Below are 12,928 nucleotides of genomic sequence, written 5' to 3'. Positions count from 1 at the left end.
GGGATAGGCAAGTCTTTCTTTTTACAATAAATTTTACAACATAATACGTTCAAATTATTTAATTTTGATTTTGTGACATAATCAAAATTTACTATTTTTGTCCCAAACCACATAAATTAGCTTATATGGAAAATAAATTTGAACTAGTTGAAAAATATAATATTGATGTGGATGTCTTTATTGAAGAAAACGGTGTAACTCCTGTTGGAAAACTGCCTGACAACCATCTAACCAAAGAGTTTCTTCGCCTATATTTCACTGGACAGATTACAAAGGTCTGGAAGAGATGGCTTTCTGATATATATTATGCGATGACAACAAAAGGTGAGGAAATCTCGCTCCCTAAAACTAATCTTACAGCCTGGGATATTGAGAAGATTATTAATGACAAGCGTGGTGGTAAAAGAGCAGGTGCGGGCCCCAAGCTAAAGACCGGTTATGTAACGACAACTTTAAGGATTCCTTCTACCCTGAAAGAGAGTTTCAAGTGCTATATCGATATGTACACTCAGTACTACAAAGGTGATGAAGAAAACATTCCATATTTCACAAACGAAGAAGATAGGCTGAACACAATCAGGGATATGATGAGTGTACTAAAATATGAAGAGCATCTGATATATGAACGTAGAAGAAGAGCTGCCGAGGAAGTGGAAAACAAACGTCAGCTCAAACTCTTTGGTGACGAAAATCAATGATATTATAGCTTTTGAATCTGTAACACAATCAAATCAGATTAAGGTATGCCTGGTTGTTCCTTGCATACCTTTTTTTTGTCCTTTGCTTTCTTTTCCCTTCTATCCCTTATAAACATTATTCTTTCTGGAACCTCCAACATTTACTCCAAAAGTTACTCTAAGGATGCCACTTATTGTTGTCTTATAATACTAATATTCAGGTTATCAATACTTTAAATTTTGCCTTCTCCTTTGTCTCTCACCAACATTTTCTACGAAAGTAACTCTAAGCAAATGTAAACTCATATTATCAACATAATCAGATAAGGTGAACTATTGTTCTATACCCCATTCAGGAAGGCTAAAGCCTGTTCGTTCCGGGTATGTTCCCGTTCCAATGAACCTTTTCTTTTGTCCCATACATCTTAGTTGGTATAAATTCTTTTTCAATTGTCTTTCATTGGTCTTTTCTGCTGTCCGCTTCCTCATTCCAGGTCGCAATATCCCCATCTGAGAGCCTTTGTTTTTTGACGGCAAATTTATAAGGGTTAGTGGAAATGAAAGAGTTCCGGCTTACAGCCTTTGCCCTGAAAAAAATAACGATGTTGTCTGCGACTTCCCCAACATTTTTTTCGTTCAAAACTTTTCTAATTCCACTTTTCCTGAAAAGATAATGCCGTAAAAAAAAGGCTCAAACTCAGATGGGGAATGATTCTCAATCTAAAAAAAAAAGTCAGCGGACAAAAGACCAAACCAAGACAAAGGTTTTAAAAAAAAGGTCTAAATCTAGCTGAAGAATAATTCAAGTTTTAACCCTCTAAAGCATACGGATATGAGAAAAGGATTTGAAGTGAACGGCGATTACAGACTGATGGACAGTTCAGAACTTGTGTACATTCTTACAAACAGTGCAGTTATGGTAAATAAGGTACAAGAAAAGGAAGTGGTTTATGGCGAAGAATGCAGCTTTGAGGATGTGTTGGCGAAGATGACACCGGGCAAGCGCAATCTCGTCATGGCAGGTGTGGAACTTTACAAACGCTGCAACTCAAACAAGAACCAAAGACCGGTTATCAGACAGAGTACAGACATTTATGACTATATGCAGCCTGTTTTGGGAGATAATAAGACCGAAGAATGTTGGGCTATCTTCATGAACTCGTCTGCAAGAGTAATCAAGAGAATACGTATTTCTTCCGGTGGGCTGAATACATGCCTGATTGATATAAGGGTACTGCTTAAAGAGGCTATTCTTTGCGAGGCTACATCATTTATCCTTTCACACAATCATCCGAGCGGAAAAACCAAACCGAGTACAGAAGATGATAAGCTGACCGAATCGGCAGCAACGGCAGCAAAGACACTCAATATCCGAATGCTTGACCATGTTATCATCTGCAATGATTCTTATTACAGTTATGCAGATGAAGGCAGAATCTAAGTGAACCGAGTAGTACAACCTTTCAAAAAAGGTTGTACTACTTTTTCAAGAAAAAGTAGCAAAACAATTAAAAGACATACATTATGAAGTGGATTGAAATGATGGTTAAGAAATTGACCGCAAGATATATGAGCCTAAACCGTCAGTTTAAAGTGCAACGGCATACCATTGTGTGCCAGAGCGGTATGGAGGACTATGTTAGTGTAACGATAGACTGTACTGAATCTTTCAGCTTTGACTTTTGGACAAAGGAACTTACCTGTGAGTATGGTAACAGATACTTTGATGATGTATCAAAAGCATTCAGCAAAGTGTACGGAAATATTACCATTATCAATAACTCTAAATGACTGTATTATGGAAAAGAACTATGAAACTTTGCGTATCACATTCAATAAACCTCTTACTGAAATAGATAAGGAGTTCGAAGAAGAAAAGGAAATGTTCGGTGTAGAGAGCTTAAAGGAGTTCATAGACGGATATGAATCTTCAAGGTTCACTCAGATAAGCGAAACGGAAGCTATTATCACTTCTGAATACAACATGAACCATATTGTTGACTGGATAGAGAGGTTTGCCGAAGATATGGTTTTTTCTTAATCTGATTATGTAACATAATCAAAATAGTATTAATCATCAAAATTTACCGATATGAACACAATAACGATACATCCAGCAGAAACATATCTCCGTAACCCCAATAACCCATCTTCACTGTACGTAAAAATCAAAGGTAAGCGCAGACGCCTTTTCATCAACCGTCAGGAAGGAGTGATAGGTATAATCGCAGAGAGGAAGAAAAGGAAAGGCTATAGGTTTTATGATTGGGCATCCATTCAGGCTGTTTATTATCCGACCGGTGAGGATGATAAGGAAACCGTTAGAAAAGAGGTCTTGAAATATAAGAAGCTGGCGAGACTGGCTTCACATACCAACGCCTGGTTAAGACAGATTGCAGATGCAGATCCGGAGAAGTCACTGTATGAAAACCATATCACGACAGGAACCACCATTGACGGAAAATGTATCAGACTGAGCACCATCGAGAAGTATTGCGGCTACATGGTGATGGAGTGTTTCAGGGAAGCCTTCAAAAAGAAGGAGAAGTATTCAAGCTACAGGTTTGACTTTTGCGGATATGACGGCACACTCTGGTGCGAACCCCGTGAGGACGGTGACATGGCAGCAGGCTTTATGAAGGAATACCGAAATACCGGGAACGGCTATTATTATCTGCTTATCAATGACAATACAATGATAGGCTATGACATTGACTGACTCTTTTTCCCTATCCTTTGTCAAGGTATAAAGGATAGGGTATAATAAACAATTATACAACACTTTAATTTGTTATCTTATGAAACCGGAAATAATTATTCAGCAAGGCTTGAAAAGTGCCAATATATTGCTTAAGAATGCACAGCAGAGAGCTGCAGAACTTGACCACCTGAAGGGAGAGCTTGTAATAATCACAGATGCAAACGGCAAGACCTTCAAAGGCTTTTACAGGGATGTTGAGTTCATCATCTTGGATAACAGGATTACCGCCAGATATACTGTCTGCCATATTCTTGAATGTAACGGCTTTATAATGCCATCAGAACATACAGACGAAGTATATGATGCTGTGGATATAAGCAAGACATCCTACAAGAACTACAGATATAAAGTTTAACCCTATAAATCATATTGACATGAAGACAAAACTTTCACCTTATACAATCGCATCAAACTGTACTGACCTTACTGACATCCGTGACGGTATCAATGAAATCCAGGAAGAAATGAAAAGGCTTGTTTCAGAAGGAACAAATGTTCCGTCATTCTTCTACTCCAGGTTGTCAAAACTCCAGACAAAGAGGAAAAAATTTGAACAGAAAAACCAGATTCACATGAATGTGACCATCCGTTTCTTCATAGACGAGGAAACTCTTACAATGGCTGTACGCCATTGCCTGCACTTCCAGATAGAGCCATCTTTTCCGAACGTAAAGAAAGCCATCAGGAATGCAGTCCTGAACAACGGCAAATCCATCATTGATTTCCCTGAATCCTGGGGTGATGACCTTATGGATGTTGAGAATGAGAAGGTAAATGAGGTATTGAGGAAGATACGGACACAGTTTGGTTTCTAGCCCTTTTCTTTCCCTTTGGTGAATCTGTAAACTATTATTCAATAGTAGTTTATTTCCTGCATAAATTATTGTTGGTATATTTGCCAACATGAATAAAATTTCTTACATTTGTGAAGTAACTTTAAGCGTGGGGGCAACACGGTAAATTCTGCATTACTATATGAAAACATTAAAGACATTCGTTCAGGAATCCATCCTGTTCTATCAGGAACACCCTGAATGTTTCAAGCATTCCTATTCTAAGCGTATGGGAGGCACCCAGACAGTAGTCATTGAAGGACTGGGTGAGTATTATTTCGATGACCGGGATTACTATTCCGGAAGGGGCAAAAAGTACAATAACGACTTCATACATGAACATCTGGGCAATATTCAGGTTACGAAAGCTGAATTTGACGAGAGAGTACAAACAAGAGCCAAATCCCTTTATAATATGCAGAAGTCCAGAATTCAGGCTGCACGTGAGTATAGAAAATCCTATAACCAGGCTGCTGAGAAGATTGGCAGAGAACGGCTCGATGAAGGTCTGGAGCTTGTAAAGAGTTTCACTGACAAAACTTATCTTTTCATTGATAATGTCATGCTATACAAAGCCTACAAGTCTGAACATGTTTCCATTGAAATAGTCTCTGACGAATACAGAAACGGATTCAACTGGGATGAATGGTACAGCGCACCTTATGCTGCTGATCTCGGAATGACACCTGACAACAAGAACCTGTTTATCTGTTAGGTGCATTTGAGTACTTCATATTTATAATAAATCAATAACATGAATGCGAGACGATTGCTCGGTAAGCAGATAACTGATTACCGTAATTTGCGAGGCTTGACTTTGCGCCAGCTGGCCGATATGGCTGGCGTAAACTATGCCAATATATGTAAGATTGAGAACGGGAAATATAATGTCAGTGTAGATATTATTGACAGGATATGCTCGGTACTGGGTGTGACACTCAAACTTGATACAGTGAATACTCTTGAAGAATTCCGCGACTACATCAATTCAAGTGATGACTGGGACAGTTCCATGGACAGAATCATTGAGTATAACGGCTGGGTTGATGAAACCGGTGAAGAGTATGGCATTTGCAATGATGGTCTGCAAAGACTCTATTTCTATTCGGATAAAGACGATAAACTGATTGCTGATATAAAAGATATGTAATATGGCTAAACGAGAAATTCCCTTGTTTGTATTTGACAAGAACCGGTGGCATTCACAAGGTGAATGTGATTTCATTATATGTACTGATATTGACAATTCCTTTGTTGCTCGTGTTGATTATGTGACAGAGCCAGAAATGGTATCTGATACAGTTAAGATAGTAAAGGGAACAAATGGAATAAACCTGAAACTTGAAATCAAGCGTATTACCGGCCAGAATCCTTCTCCGGCATCAATACGCACTCTTATGAGGAAAGCATGTGACTACATCTGTGAAAACAGTCTGGTACCTGTTCATTCAGCAGAACCGACCAATGAGGAATGTATCAGCTTCCTCGATGTCCTTATAGATTCAAACCGTCATCACCTTAAGGAAGCCGGCAGCGACTACAATGCCAAGAAAATCGTAGCTACTTCCTTGAATATGCTTCAGGTAATAAGGGATAAAATAAAACAACTTTAATATTGAATAGCATGGCAAGAGACGCACAGAAATATGCAGGTTGCTGGTATTGTGACAATATAATAGACCACCCTGAACAGGTAGGCCTATTACATCTTGGGTTTCCACGATGTTTCGTACTAATTCCTAACAGTGGGGATTTCTACTTCTCCACCTTCGAAGAGTTTCTTCACTACTCACAGATCAACTGGCTGGATCCTTCAGACAAAGAAACACCTGAAGAACAGCGTGAGGTTCTGGAGCTGCTCTGGGACTTTTCCATAGAACAGGAAGAGAAGGAAGAAAGACTTGCATCAGAATGTGAAAATGAATAACTCGATTGAAGTTTAGATTTTTCTCAGATTCTCTTTATTTGTAGATTTAGGTACCCATGGGAAAGGGGTATATCCTTTCCCATGGAGCTTCTTGTTATCTCTTCTCTTTTTCAATCATTCTTTGTAATGTGTCAGATATTTCAGCCTTGAATTTTTCTGCCGGCGTTAGCCCAATTTCATCCAGATAATCTATGGCTCTGTTCAAGAGGAAACCAAGGTCTTTCTTCTTACCTTCGTCTTCCAGTTCATCCATCAGCCCGTAATAGACACATTCAAAAGTAAATTTTCTGATTTCTTCTTTTCTCTCGAAGCTGATTCTACTGAACAGCCTGATGTCTTCTTTATAGTATAAATCGTTACATGGGCACAGGTCGCCAGACTCCAGTATGTAGTATTTACTGGTAGTTATAAATTCCGCTTTGTCTTCCAGACTTTGGGGGAACTCATTTGAATTGCAAATAAGTACCCTGCTGTCTATGTATGTAACTATTGTGTCTGTTGCATAATAAAGCCTGTCTCTAAGTTGTTCTACTATAATTCTTTCCATAATATTATATATTTAAAGATGAATATGTTTTGAGCTAGTTCTCTTCCTTGAAGAATTCGCTTTCTTTTTCCCAAGTCAATGACCTGAAGCGTTCTTGCAGTTCTTTTAACCTTGCTATCAGTTCCTCGTAGGATAATGATTGACCATAAATGAAACTTTCCTGCATCTTCGAATAGTCCTTTTCCAGTTCTTTTCTTGTTGTTTCATCTGGTATGAAATCAATGGTTGATGGTTTATGCAGCTTATAGTCCAGACCACTCCATGCGGTCAGGCTTTGGCGGTGTTTTACAATTTCCTCATACATTCCTGAATCGTTCATCGCTTCTTTGGCGAAATCCCGGTCCATCATCTTTTCTATATCATACATGTGTCTGGTCAGTCTGTCAAGTCTCGTACAGCCACCCGGCCTGTTGAACTCCTCGTGAAGCAGGAACACCTTTTCAAGAAAGGTTCTGCCTGGTATTACTGTCGGGACACTGAACTTGGGATGTGCAAATGACTCTTCCGGATACGCATCCTCTATCATTGACCGCATTTCCACGTTCTCAAACGGTTCGAACATAGACCTGCAGCTTATTTCTATCTTTACCCTTTCTTTTATATAATCTTCCTTGTCCTTAAGACAGGATTCATACTCTACAAAGAATTCGACCGGATCCTTATCGGATTCCTTGACTTCCGGTATGTTAATCTTGAATTTTCCGGCCAGTCCCAGTTCTTCAAGTTTTACATTTAAATCCTTTGAAAGGGTGTTTTCTATAAACTCTTTAGACTTTTTCCTTAATCTGGTTCTGTCCTTTCTGGATAGTTCCTCTCCAAAACCAAGATGTTTCCTGTCTATGGCCAGGTCACAGTCTTCAGAAAACCGTTCTATCAGCCCCCAGCCTTTACTGAGGCTTGTACCTCCCTTAAAAACCAGGTTGTCACTATATTCCAAACTGAACATAGCCTTAAGAACCATGCTGACCCAGAAATCCTTTTCTACAGCATTTTCCTTTATTCCCTTTTCTTCGGCGATATTACTCAATATTGTGAGTTTTTCATCTTCCGGCAGGTTTATCCATATTGTCTTCTCAGTTGTTTCCATATAAAACGGTTTTAAGTTTCTTTCTGATCCATTGCGGTGCTATCCTATAGTCATGGTTTACCTTCTCCTTTTCTTCCGTATCAAGTATCGACTTTATCTTCAAGAGAACTTCATCACTTACCTTATCATCGCCTATCTGTTTGAGGGCGGTCACGACCATCGTGAAAACACGGCTTTGATAGGCAAAGTATCTTGGTGTCCCTTTCTTGAATGTGATTGAGCGGTTGCCTAGTTTTATGGTTCTCGGAGTTCCGTTGGTTATGTACACTGCATTCATTGGCACCTGTGTAGACAAACCCAGTTCATTCAGGGCAGTGAGGCCGGAAGGTATTATCCTTGCATGATCCTTTTCAGCTATTGCATTGGCTATCTGATCAATGCTCGGCTTGCAAATTCCAAACCTGTTCCTGCTCGGATACAGGTATATGCCTTGTGAAAGCCTGATAAGGAACTGTTCTTCCTTCAGCCTTGACAGCACCCTTGTAACAAGCATATCGTTGTTCAAGTCTGCAAAATCAGAAACAGTGTATATTTTGTTCTCTCCGTTCCTGATTATGTGCTCTTTTATGACTTTTGATAGTACCATGGAATCTAATTTTGTCCGAAATTAATGTTTTTTTTCGGACAAAACAAGTTCTTGGCTAATTTTGTCCGAAATTCGTACATTATTTAGGACAATTTATGTGAATTTCTATACTCCAAAGCTGTTGTTTCTAATATATGATATTGTGACAAACCTCTGGTTTATGTTCGTTGATTAGCACACGCTTTCATCAAAGGAGATAAAAAACAGAGTCTAACGGTCTGTTTTCATGAACTTTTCGTTAGATTTGTAGACGACCCAGTTTCAAATCACTTGAATCACAGAAGAGCATACATTATTACTGTCATTCCTGACATCATACTGATATCTGATGTTTTCAGTAATCTATTCGTATGTGACTGTTCTGTTCATCTGTATCAACTTTGAAACAGTATAACGAACCTATAAAATACTCGTTTATGAATAAATTGATTTCAGTACTTTTTTGTACCCAGATGGCTGTTTCAGCATCCTCCCAGACAACTATCGAATGGGAGAATATTGAGGTTGTTACAGACAGTAACCATAATGTTGTGTATTACCAGAAAAGTGACAATGAACCTCTGAACGGTAGCATCCGTATAATGAAGGGGCTGGATGAGGAAATTGTGAACCTTAAGGATGGCATTATGGATGGGAGCTACCTTCGCCTGAGGGATGGAATAGTAAGAGAGGAAGGTAATTATACTGACGGAAAGCGCAATGGTCTTTTTATTGAATACTATAAGGACGGTATAACTCACCGCAAGGATACTCCCATGAAAGACGGCAAGATAGACGGAACTGTCATAACTTACTTCAGTAATGGCAGGAAAGAATCTGAAAAGGACTACCGGAATAGCTTGGAGCATGGAACAGAGCGGCGCTATGATATGTCTACAGGTAAAACCCTGATTGAAGGACAATGGATTAACGGCAAGAAAGATGGAACTTGGAATGAAGTGATTGATGCCGGAGGTGGTATAACAGGTATCAGGTTACAGCACTATCGCAATGGCGAACTTGACGGCCCGTATAGCGTGGAAATGAGGAAAGATGGAAAACCCTATGTAACCATTCGCGGCCAATTCTCCGAAGGGAGAAAGACCGGGAAATGGTCACAATATGATGCAGTTCTCGGCAATACAAAGGAATGGGACGAAAAGTAAATGTTTAACCATTTTATTAGGAAGATGATAATTTGTTCGTCTAAAATAAACTATAGTTTAATATAGACTACAAGAGTTTGCCCTATACATTATATATATAGGGCTTTTTTCTTGTTTTGATAGTCTAAATATGCTATCTTTGTAAAATCAAGTTTAATTTAGACTATGGGAGAAAAAATAGGATACGCCAGAGTGAGTACGAGAGAGCAGAACCTCTCTTCTCAGGTAGATGCACTTAACAATGCCGGTTGCATCCGGATCTTCACGGACAAAATCTCCGGAAAGGAGTTCAAACGTGAAGGCCTGACTGCTTGCTTGGATTATCTTCGTGCCGATGATACTCTTGTCATATACCGCTTGGATCGACTAGGCCGTTCCGTCAAGGAAATGCTCGACCTTTGTGCCAAACTGGAAATGCGGCGCATCAAACTTGTATCCCTTCAGGACAATCTTGATACATCTTCAGCTGTCGGCAGATTTACCATGCAGATACTTGCATCCTTGGCAGAGTATAACCGCAATCTAATTCTCGAAGGATGCAAAGCCGGAATCGAGGCAGCACAAAAACGGGGGGTAAAGTTCGGGAGACATGAAGGTACCAGGATGAAGAAGCCGAAGAAGGAAGCCGTTATCCAACTTTATAAAGCCGGAACAACTATACCGAAGATTATGGAAATAACCGGTATTAAAGCAAAACAGACTGTATACAATTATTTGGCTGAAGAGAAAGTTAAACCTAACAGATTATAATAAAATGATTTAAATCATGGAAGATAAAATATATATAACCGAAGATGAATTTATAGCCATAAAATTAGCAATGCGTAATTTACAGGATGATTTGGAATTCTCAGTGAAGGCACACCCAGATACTATCAAGAATATAATTTATCCTCATGGTCAGAAACAGATTCAAGATGTTTTTTCTATCATTGATAGAGTCGAGAAAGAACAAAAGGAAAAGGCTGAAGCTTTCAAGAAAAAAATGGAAGAGAGCAGTAAGAAAACTGCTGAATATTTAAAACGCACGGAAGAACAACTGAAAATAGCTGAAGAAAATCTTCGTAAAATAAATACTAATCTTGAAAAGATAAGATCAGAATCTAAATTTTGATTATGCAACATAATCAAATTAGATTATGCCAATACTTCCTATTAAAAACATAATTATCAAATATAAAACCAGCACAAAAGGTCTATGCCACTGCCGTCAGGCAGACGCAGGTCGGCAACCACGATATCATTATCTGTTGCCTGTTGCAGATGTTTCTTCGCGGTTGAGAGGTGGTAAGCCTTCATATTGCGGTAGCCCTCCCGTGACAGCATATTGCAGACATATTCGCAATACACGATGTTGTCTTCCACCACAATTATTTTTGTCTTATTCATCTTCGTATTTTCTCCTTTCCTCTTCTGCCAACCGTATTATTTCCACTCCCTTATCCAGCACGGCAGTCACGGCATGGCTTAACGCTTCACCATCCGGGAGAGCATCGCCACGAAGCAATCCGTAAAGTACATTCAGCGGTTGGTCGGCACGGAGCACCTCCCACGAACTGCGCAGGTGGTGGATCAGGGAATCCAGCTTTTGCAGGTCTTTTTCTTTTGCTGCATCCCGTACCGCCTGCATTTCCTTTTCTGTTTCAGTTATCAACTTTTCCAGCATGACGGCTTCATTGCCATAGGACAATAAGGCGGAAAAGTCCGGTTTCCCGTCCGGTGTCGCTTTTATGGCACACCTGTCGGAAACCTCCATCAGTTCCGATATGGAGAACGGTTTGAACAGGCATCCGGCAAAGCCTTTTGCCAATAGTTCCCCTTTGTTACAACTGCCCGAAGCGGTTGCCACAACCACCGGGATTGTTGGTGAATTGCCCACGTTGGACGAACGCAACAGTTCCAGCAATTCGAAACCGTTTATATCGGGCATATTCAAGTCTGTCAGCAACAGGCTGTATTCTTTCTGGCGTATCATTTCCATCAGTGCCGCAGCATCGGTGCAAGTGTCGCAGTGTATTCCTTCTTGGGAATACATCTCTTTCAGCATCAGAAGTAATACCTCATCATTGTCAATGGCGACAACATCATGGAATTTATTGTTATGATAAACAGGTGTATTGCTTGTATATCCAAGCTGTTCTTCAGCTTCCTGCATAGAAATTTCAACTGTGAAACGACTGCCTTTCCCTTTCTTGCTGTCTAAACGGATTGTTCCGCCAAGCATCGACACAATATTACGCATTATGGCAAGCCCAAGCCCGAAACCCTCCTTTGCGGCGGCATTTGATAGACGTTCAAACGCACCGAACGCTTGTTTCTGTTCCTCTTCTGTCATGCCTGTACCTGTATCTTCAACGACCAGTGTCAGAACTCCATTATCATATTCAGTAATCAAAGAAACACCGCCTTCTTCTGTGAACTTGACAGCGTTTGACAGCAGGTTATTCCCGATTTGTATTATTCGCTCTTTGTCGGTCAATACAATGGCATCGTGTCCAGTCTTCACGGACAAGGACAGCCCTTTGTTCACGGCAACAGGCATGAACTCCGTTTCAAGTGTGTGCGTGATTGCTGAAATCCGGCAGGGTGACAGACGGGGCTGTTCCTTGCCGTTGTCCAGGCGGAAGAAGTCAAGCAAAGTGTTAAGCATATCCCGCATACGGTCGGAGGATTGCAGTATGTTTTGGATATACTGCCCGGACTTATCCTCACACTGTTCTTTCCGTATCAGTCCGGCATAGCCTGTTATTGCTGTCAGCGGTGTGCGCAGTTCATGGGTGATAGTATGTACCGCCTTCTTCCTTGACGTTATCAGTGCCTCGTTCCGTTGTACGGATTGTTCCAGTTGCCTTATCAAATCAGTTGTCTTGTGCTTGTATTGTTTAATGCTTTTTGCATCACGATGTATGATGATGTAGGAAATTAACAACAATAGAAGAACGAATCCCATTAAACCGCCTACTTGCATAAATGACTTTTCACGCATGGCAACTATTTCGTTTTCCCGGCTTTGCAGTTCGGTTTGTACCTTTTCTTCTATTTGGCAAATCAATTCTTGCAGTTGTCTGTTAAGTTCTGCATTACGAGCTGCAAGGCTGTCGGCTTGTTCCGACAATTGGCGATCCTGCACTTTCTGTTCGCTGATTACGTTTCTATTGACCGAATGAAGGATAGTGGTTGATACTGCTGGAGTTACTTCCTTTTTTTTGCCGAATATGCCTAAGAAACCTTTTCGTTTTGGCTTTTTGGACTGTTCCTGCACACTTTTCTGTACAATAACCGGAATTTGATTGGCTATCTTCTTGTTAATAGATTGTTGTTCATCCATTAACCGGACTATCTGGAACATCTGTCGTTCCTTATCC

General features: G+C 40.1%; 18 protein-coding genes and 1 pseudogene. 14 read left to right on the top strand and 5 right to left on the bottom strand.

Annotated features, from left to right (window positions below; translation table 11 throughout):
* Window positions 1-125: 125 nt before the first annotated feature.
* The 11 genes from CLIN57ABFB40_RS19580 to CLIN57ABFB40_RS19530 all read left to right on the top strand — a co-directional run bounded on the left by CLIN57ABFB40_RS19580 (window position 126) and on the right by CLIN57ABFB40_RS19530 (window position 6,198).
* Window positions 126-698 carry a hypothetical protein gene (locus CLIN57ABFB40_RS19580; protein WP_117893579.1) on the top strand — a complete coding sequence of 191 codons (573 nt, stop codon included), beginning with the start codon at window positions 126-128 and terminating at the stop codon, window positions 696-698.
* Between the two features lie 811 nt (window positions 699-1,509).
* The gene (locus tag CLIN57ABFB40_RS19575) at window positions 1,510-2,118 is read left to right on the top strand and encodes a RadC family protein (protein ID WP_117893582.1); all 609 of its coding nucleotides are present in this window, start codon (window positions 1,510-1,512) and stop codon (window positions 2,116-2,118) included.
* 83 nt (window positions 2,119-2,201) lie between these two features.
* Complete coding sequence (locus CLIN57ABFB40_RS19570) at window positions 2,202-2,468, top strand: hypothetical protein (RefSeq protein ID WP_117893585.1); 267 nt, start codon at window positions 2,202-2,204, stop codon at window positions 2,466-2,468.
* Between the two features lie 7 nt (window positions 2,469-2,475).
* Entirely contained in the window at window positions 2,476-2,718 is a 243-nt protein-coding gene (locus tag CLIN57ABFB40_RS19565) for a DUF6956 domain-containing protein (protein ID WP_117893588.1), read from the top strand.
* A 51-nt stretch (window positions 2,719-2,769) separates the two neighbouring features.
* A complete protein-coding gene (locus tag CLIN57ABFB40_RS19560) occupies window positions 2,770-3,396 on the top strand; it encodes a hypothetical protein (protein ID WP_117893591.1) in 627 nt (208 codons plus the stop codon).
* 79 nt (window positions 3,397-3,475) lie between these two features.
* Window positions 3,476-3,793 carry a hypothetical protein gene (locus CLIN57ABFB40_RS19555; protein WP_117893594.1) on the top strand — a complete coding sequence of 106 codons (318 nt, stop codon included), beginning with the start codon at window positions 3,476-3,478 and terminating at the stop codon, window positions 3,791-3,793.
* Window positions 3,794-3,812: 19 nt separating this feature from the next.
* Window positions 3,813-4,253 (top strand): hypothetical protein, encoded by a 441-nt coding sequence (locus CLIN57ABFB40_RS19550; RefSeq protein ID WP_117893597.1) that lies wholly within the window; start codon window positions 3,813-3,815, stop codon window positions 4,251-4,253.
* 160 nt (window positions 4,254-4,413) lie between these two features.
* Entirely contained in the window at window positions 4,414-4,986 is a 573-nt protein-coding gene (locus tag CLIN57ABFB40_RS19545) for a hypothetical protein (RefSeq protein ID WP_117893600.1), read from the top strand.
* 39 nt (window positions 4,987-5,025) lie between these two features.
* Entirely contained in the window at window positions 5,026-5,421 is a 396-nt protein-coding gene (locus CLIN57ABFB40_RS19540) for a helix-turn-helix domain-containing protein (RefSeq protein ID WP_117893603.1), read from the top strand.
* Window position 5,422: 1 nt separating this feature from the next.
* The gene (locus CLIN57ABFB40_RS19535; protein ID WP_117893606.1) at window positions 5,423-5,884 is read left to right on the top strand and encodes a hypothetical protein; all 462 of its coding nucleotides are present in this window, start codon (window positions 5,423-5,425) and stop codon (window positions 5,882-5,884) included.
* Between the two features lie 11 nt (window positions 5,885-5,895).
* Window positions 5,896-6,198 carry a hypothetical protein gene (locus CLIN57ABFB40_RS19530; protein ID WP_175631580.1) on the top strand — a complete coding sequence of 101 codons (303 nt, stop codon included), beginning with the start codon at window positions 5,896-5,898 and terminating at the stop codon, window positions 6,196-6,198.
* Window positions 6,199-6,292: 94 nt separating this feature from the next.
* On the opposite strand, the gene CLIN57ABFB40_RS19525 is transcribed toward CLIN57ABFB40_RS19530, so the two are convergent.
* From CLIN57ABFB40_RS19525 to CLIN57ABFB40_RS19515, 3 genes are read right to left on the bottom strand one after another with little or no spacing between them, the layout of a single operon-like run.
* On the bottom strand, window positions 6,293-6,745 hold the full coding sequence (locus tag CLIN57ABFB40_RS19525; protein ID WP_117893612.1) for a hypothetical protein: 453 nt from the start codon (window positions 6,743-6,745) through the stop codon (window positions 6,293-6,295).
* A 34-nt stretch (window positions 6,746-6,779) separates the two neighbouring features.
* Window positions 6,780-7,832: a nucleotidyl transferase AbiEii/AbiGii toxin family protein gene (locus tag CLIN57ABFB40_RS19520; protein ID WP_175631579.1), complete on the bottom strand. Its 1,053-nt coding sequence runs from the start codon at window positions 7,830-7,832 to the stop codon at window positions 6,780-6,782.
* On the bottom strand, window positions 7,819-8,418 hold the full coding sequence (locus CLIN57ABFB40_RS19515; protein ID WP_117893618.1) for a DUF6088 family protein: 600 nt from the start codon (window positions 8,416-8,418) through the stop codon (window positions 7,819-7,821). Before CLIN57ABFB40_RS19515 ends, CLIN57ABFB40_RS19520 begins: the two co-directional genes overlap by 14 nt.
* Window positions 8,419-8,834: 416 nt before the next feature.
* Here CLIN57ABFB40_RS19515 and CLIN57ABFB40_RS19510 point away from each other — a divergent pair, with 416 nt between their 5' ends.
* The 3 genes from CLIN57ABFB40_RS19510 (at window position 8,835) to CLIN57ABFB40_RS19500 (ending at window position 10,677) form a co-directional block, all read left to right on the top strand.
* Window positions 8,835-9,563 carry a toxin-antitoxin system YwqK family antitoxin gene (locus CLIN57ABFB40_RS19510; RefSeq protein WP_117893621.1) on the top strand — a complete coding sequence of 243 codons (729 nt, stop codon included), beginning with the start codon at window positions 8,835-8,837 and terminating at the stop codon, window positions 9,561-9,563.
* A gap of 165 nt (window positions 9,564-9,728) precedes the next feature.
* A complete protein-coding gene (locus tag CLIN57ABFB40_RS19505) occupies window positions 9,729-10,313 on the top strand; it encodes a recombinase family protein (RefSeq protein WP_175631578.1) in 585 nt (194 codons plus the stop codon).
* 16 nt (window positions 10,314-10,329) lie between these two features.
* Window positions 10,330-10,677 carry a hypothetical protein gene (locus tag CLIN57ABFB40_RS19500; RefSeq protein WP_175631577.1) on the top strand — a complete coding sequence of 116 codons (348 nt, stop codon included), beginning with the start codon at window positions 10,330-10,332 and terminating at the stop codon, window positions 10,675-10,677.
* A gap of 68 nt (window positions 10,678-10,745) precedes the next feature.
* On the opposite strand, the pseudogene CLIN57ABFB40_RS19495 reads toward CLIN57ABFB40_RS19500, so the two are convergent.
* Both CLIN57ABFB40_RS19495 and CLIN57ABFB40_RS19490 read right to left on the bottom strand, forming a co-directional pair.
* A pseudogene (locus tag CLIN57ABFB40_RS19495) lies at window positions 10,746-10,952 on the bottom strand (response regulator); the annotation flags it as partial.
* The coding region (locus CLIN57ABFB40_RS19490; RefSeq protein ID WP_254871850.1) for an ATP-binding protein at window positions 10,945-12,928 on the bottom strand (1,984 nt) is incomplete at its 5' end. The pseudogene CLIN57ABFB40_RS19495 and the gene CLIN57ABFB40_RS19490, both read right to left, overlap by 8 nt.

Source organism: Bacteroides acidifaciens (assembly GCF_903181435.1).
Classification (GTDB): domain Bacteria; phylum Bacteroidota; class Bacteroidia; order Bacteroidales; family Bacteroidaceae; genus Bacteroides.
This window is presented reverse-complemented; position numbering and strand designations above follow the sequence as displayed.

Excerpts from the sequence above, each read along its gene's own strand:
- CLIN57ABFB40_RS19530 (WP_175631580.1), top strand. The coding sequence starts at position 5,896 with ATGGCAAGAGACGCACAGAAATATGCAGGTTGCTGGTATTGTGACAAT.
- CLIN57ABFB40_RS19555 (WP_117893594.1), top strand. The coding sequence starts at position 3,476 with ATGAAACCGGAAATAATTATTCAGCAAGGCTTGAAAAGTGCCAATATA.
- CLIN57ABFB40_RS19520 (WP_175631579.1), bottom strand. The coding sequence starts at position 7,832 with ATGGAAACAACTGAGAAGACAATATGGATAAACCTGCCGGAAGATGAA.
- CLIN57ABFB40_RS19550 (WP_117893597.1), top strand. The coding sequence starts at position 3,813 with ATGAAGACAAAACTTTCACCTTATACAATCGCATCAAACTGTACTGAC.
- CLIN57ABFB40_RS19535 (WP_117893606.1), top strand. The coding sequence starts at position 5,423 with ATGGCTAAACGAGAAATTCCCTTGTTTGTATTTGACAAGAACCGGTGG.
- CLIN57ABFB40_RS19545 (WP_117893600.1), top strand. The coding sequence starts at position 4,414 with ATGAAAACATTAAAGACATTCGTTCAGGAATCCATCCTGTTCTATCAG.
- CLIN57ABFB40_RS19540 (WP_117893603.1), top strand. The coding sequence starts at position 5,026 with ATGAATGCGAGACGATTGCTCGGTAAGCAGATAACTGATTACCGTAAT.
- CLIN57ABFB40_RS19560 (WP_117893591.1), top strand. The coding sequence starts at position 2,770 with ATGAACACAATAACGATACATCCAGCAGAAACATATCTCCGTAACCCC.
- CLIN57ABFB40_RS19515 (WP_117893618.1), bottom strand. The coding sequence starts at position 8,418 with ATGGTACTATCAAAAGTCATAAAAGAGCACATAATCAGGAACGGAGAG.
- CLIN57ABFB40_RS19565 (WP_117893588.1), top strand. The coding sequence starts at position 2,476 with ATGGAAAAGAACTATGAAACTTTGCGTATCACATTCAATAAACCTCTT.
- CLIN57ABFB40_RS19525 (WP_117893612.1), bottom strand. The coding sequence starts at position 6,745 with ATGGAAAGAATTATAGTAGAACAACTTAGAGACAGGCTTTATTATGCA.
- CLIN57ABFB40_RS19575 (WP_117893582.1), top strand. The coding sequence starts at position 1,510 with ATGAGAAAAGGATTTGAAGTGAACGGCGATTACAGACTGATGGACAGT.
- CLIN57ABFB40_RS19580 (WP_117893579.1), top strand. The coding sequence starts at position 126 with ATGGAAAATAAATTTGAACTAGTTGAAAAATATAATATTGATGTGGAT.
- CLIN57ABFB40_RS19500 (WP_175631577.1), top strand. The coding sequence starts at position 10,330 with ATGGAAGATAAAATATATATAACCGAAGATGAATTTATAGCCATAAAA.
- CLIN57ABFB40_RS19505 (WP_175631578.1), top strand. The coding sequence starts at position 9,729 with ATGGGAGAAAAAATAGGATACGCCAGAGTGAGTACGAGAGAGCAGAAC.
- CLIN57ABFB40_RS19510 (WP_117893621.1), top strand. The coding sequence starts at position 8,835 with ATGAATAAATTGATTTCAGTACTTTTTTGTACCCAGATGGCTGTTTCA.
- CLIN57ABFB40_RS19570 (WP_117893585.1), top strand. The coding sequence starts at position 2,202 with ATGAAGTGGATTGAAATGATGGTTAAGAAATTGACCGCAAGATATATG.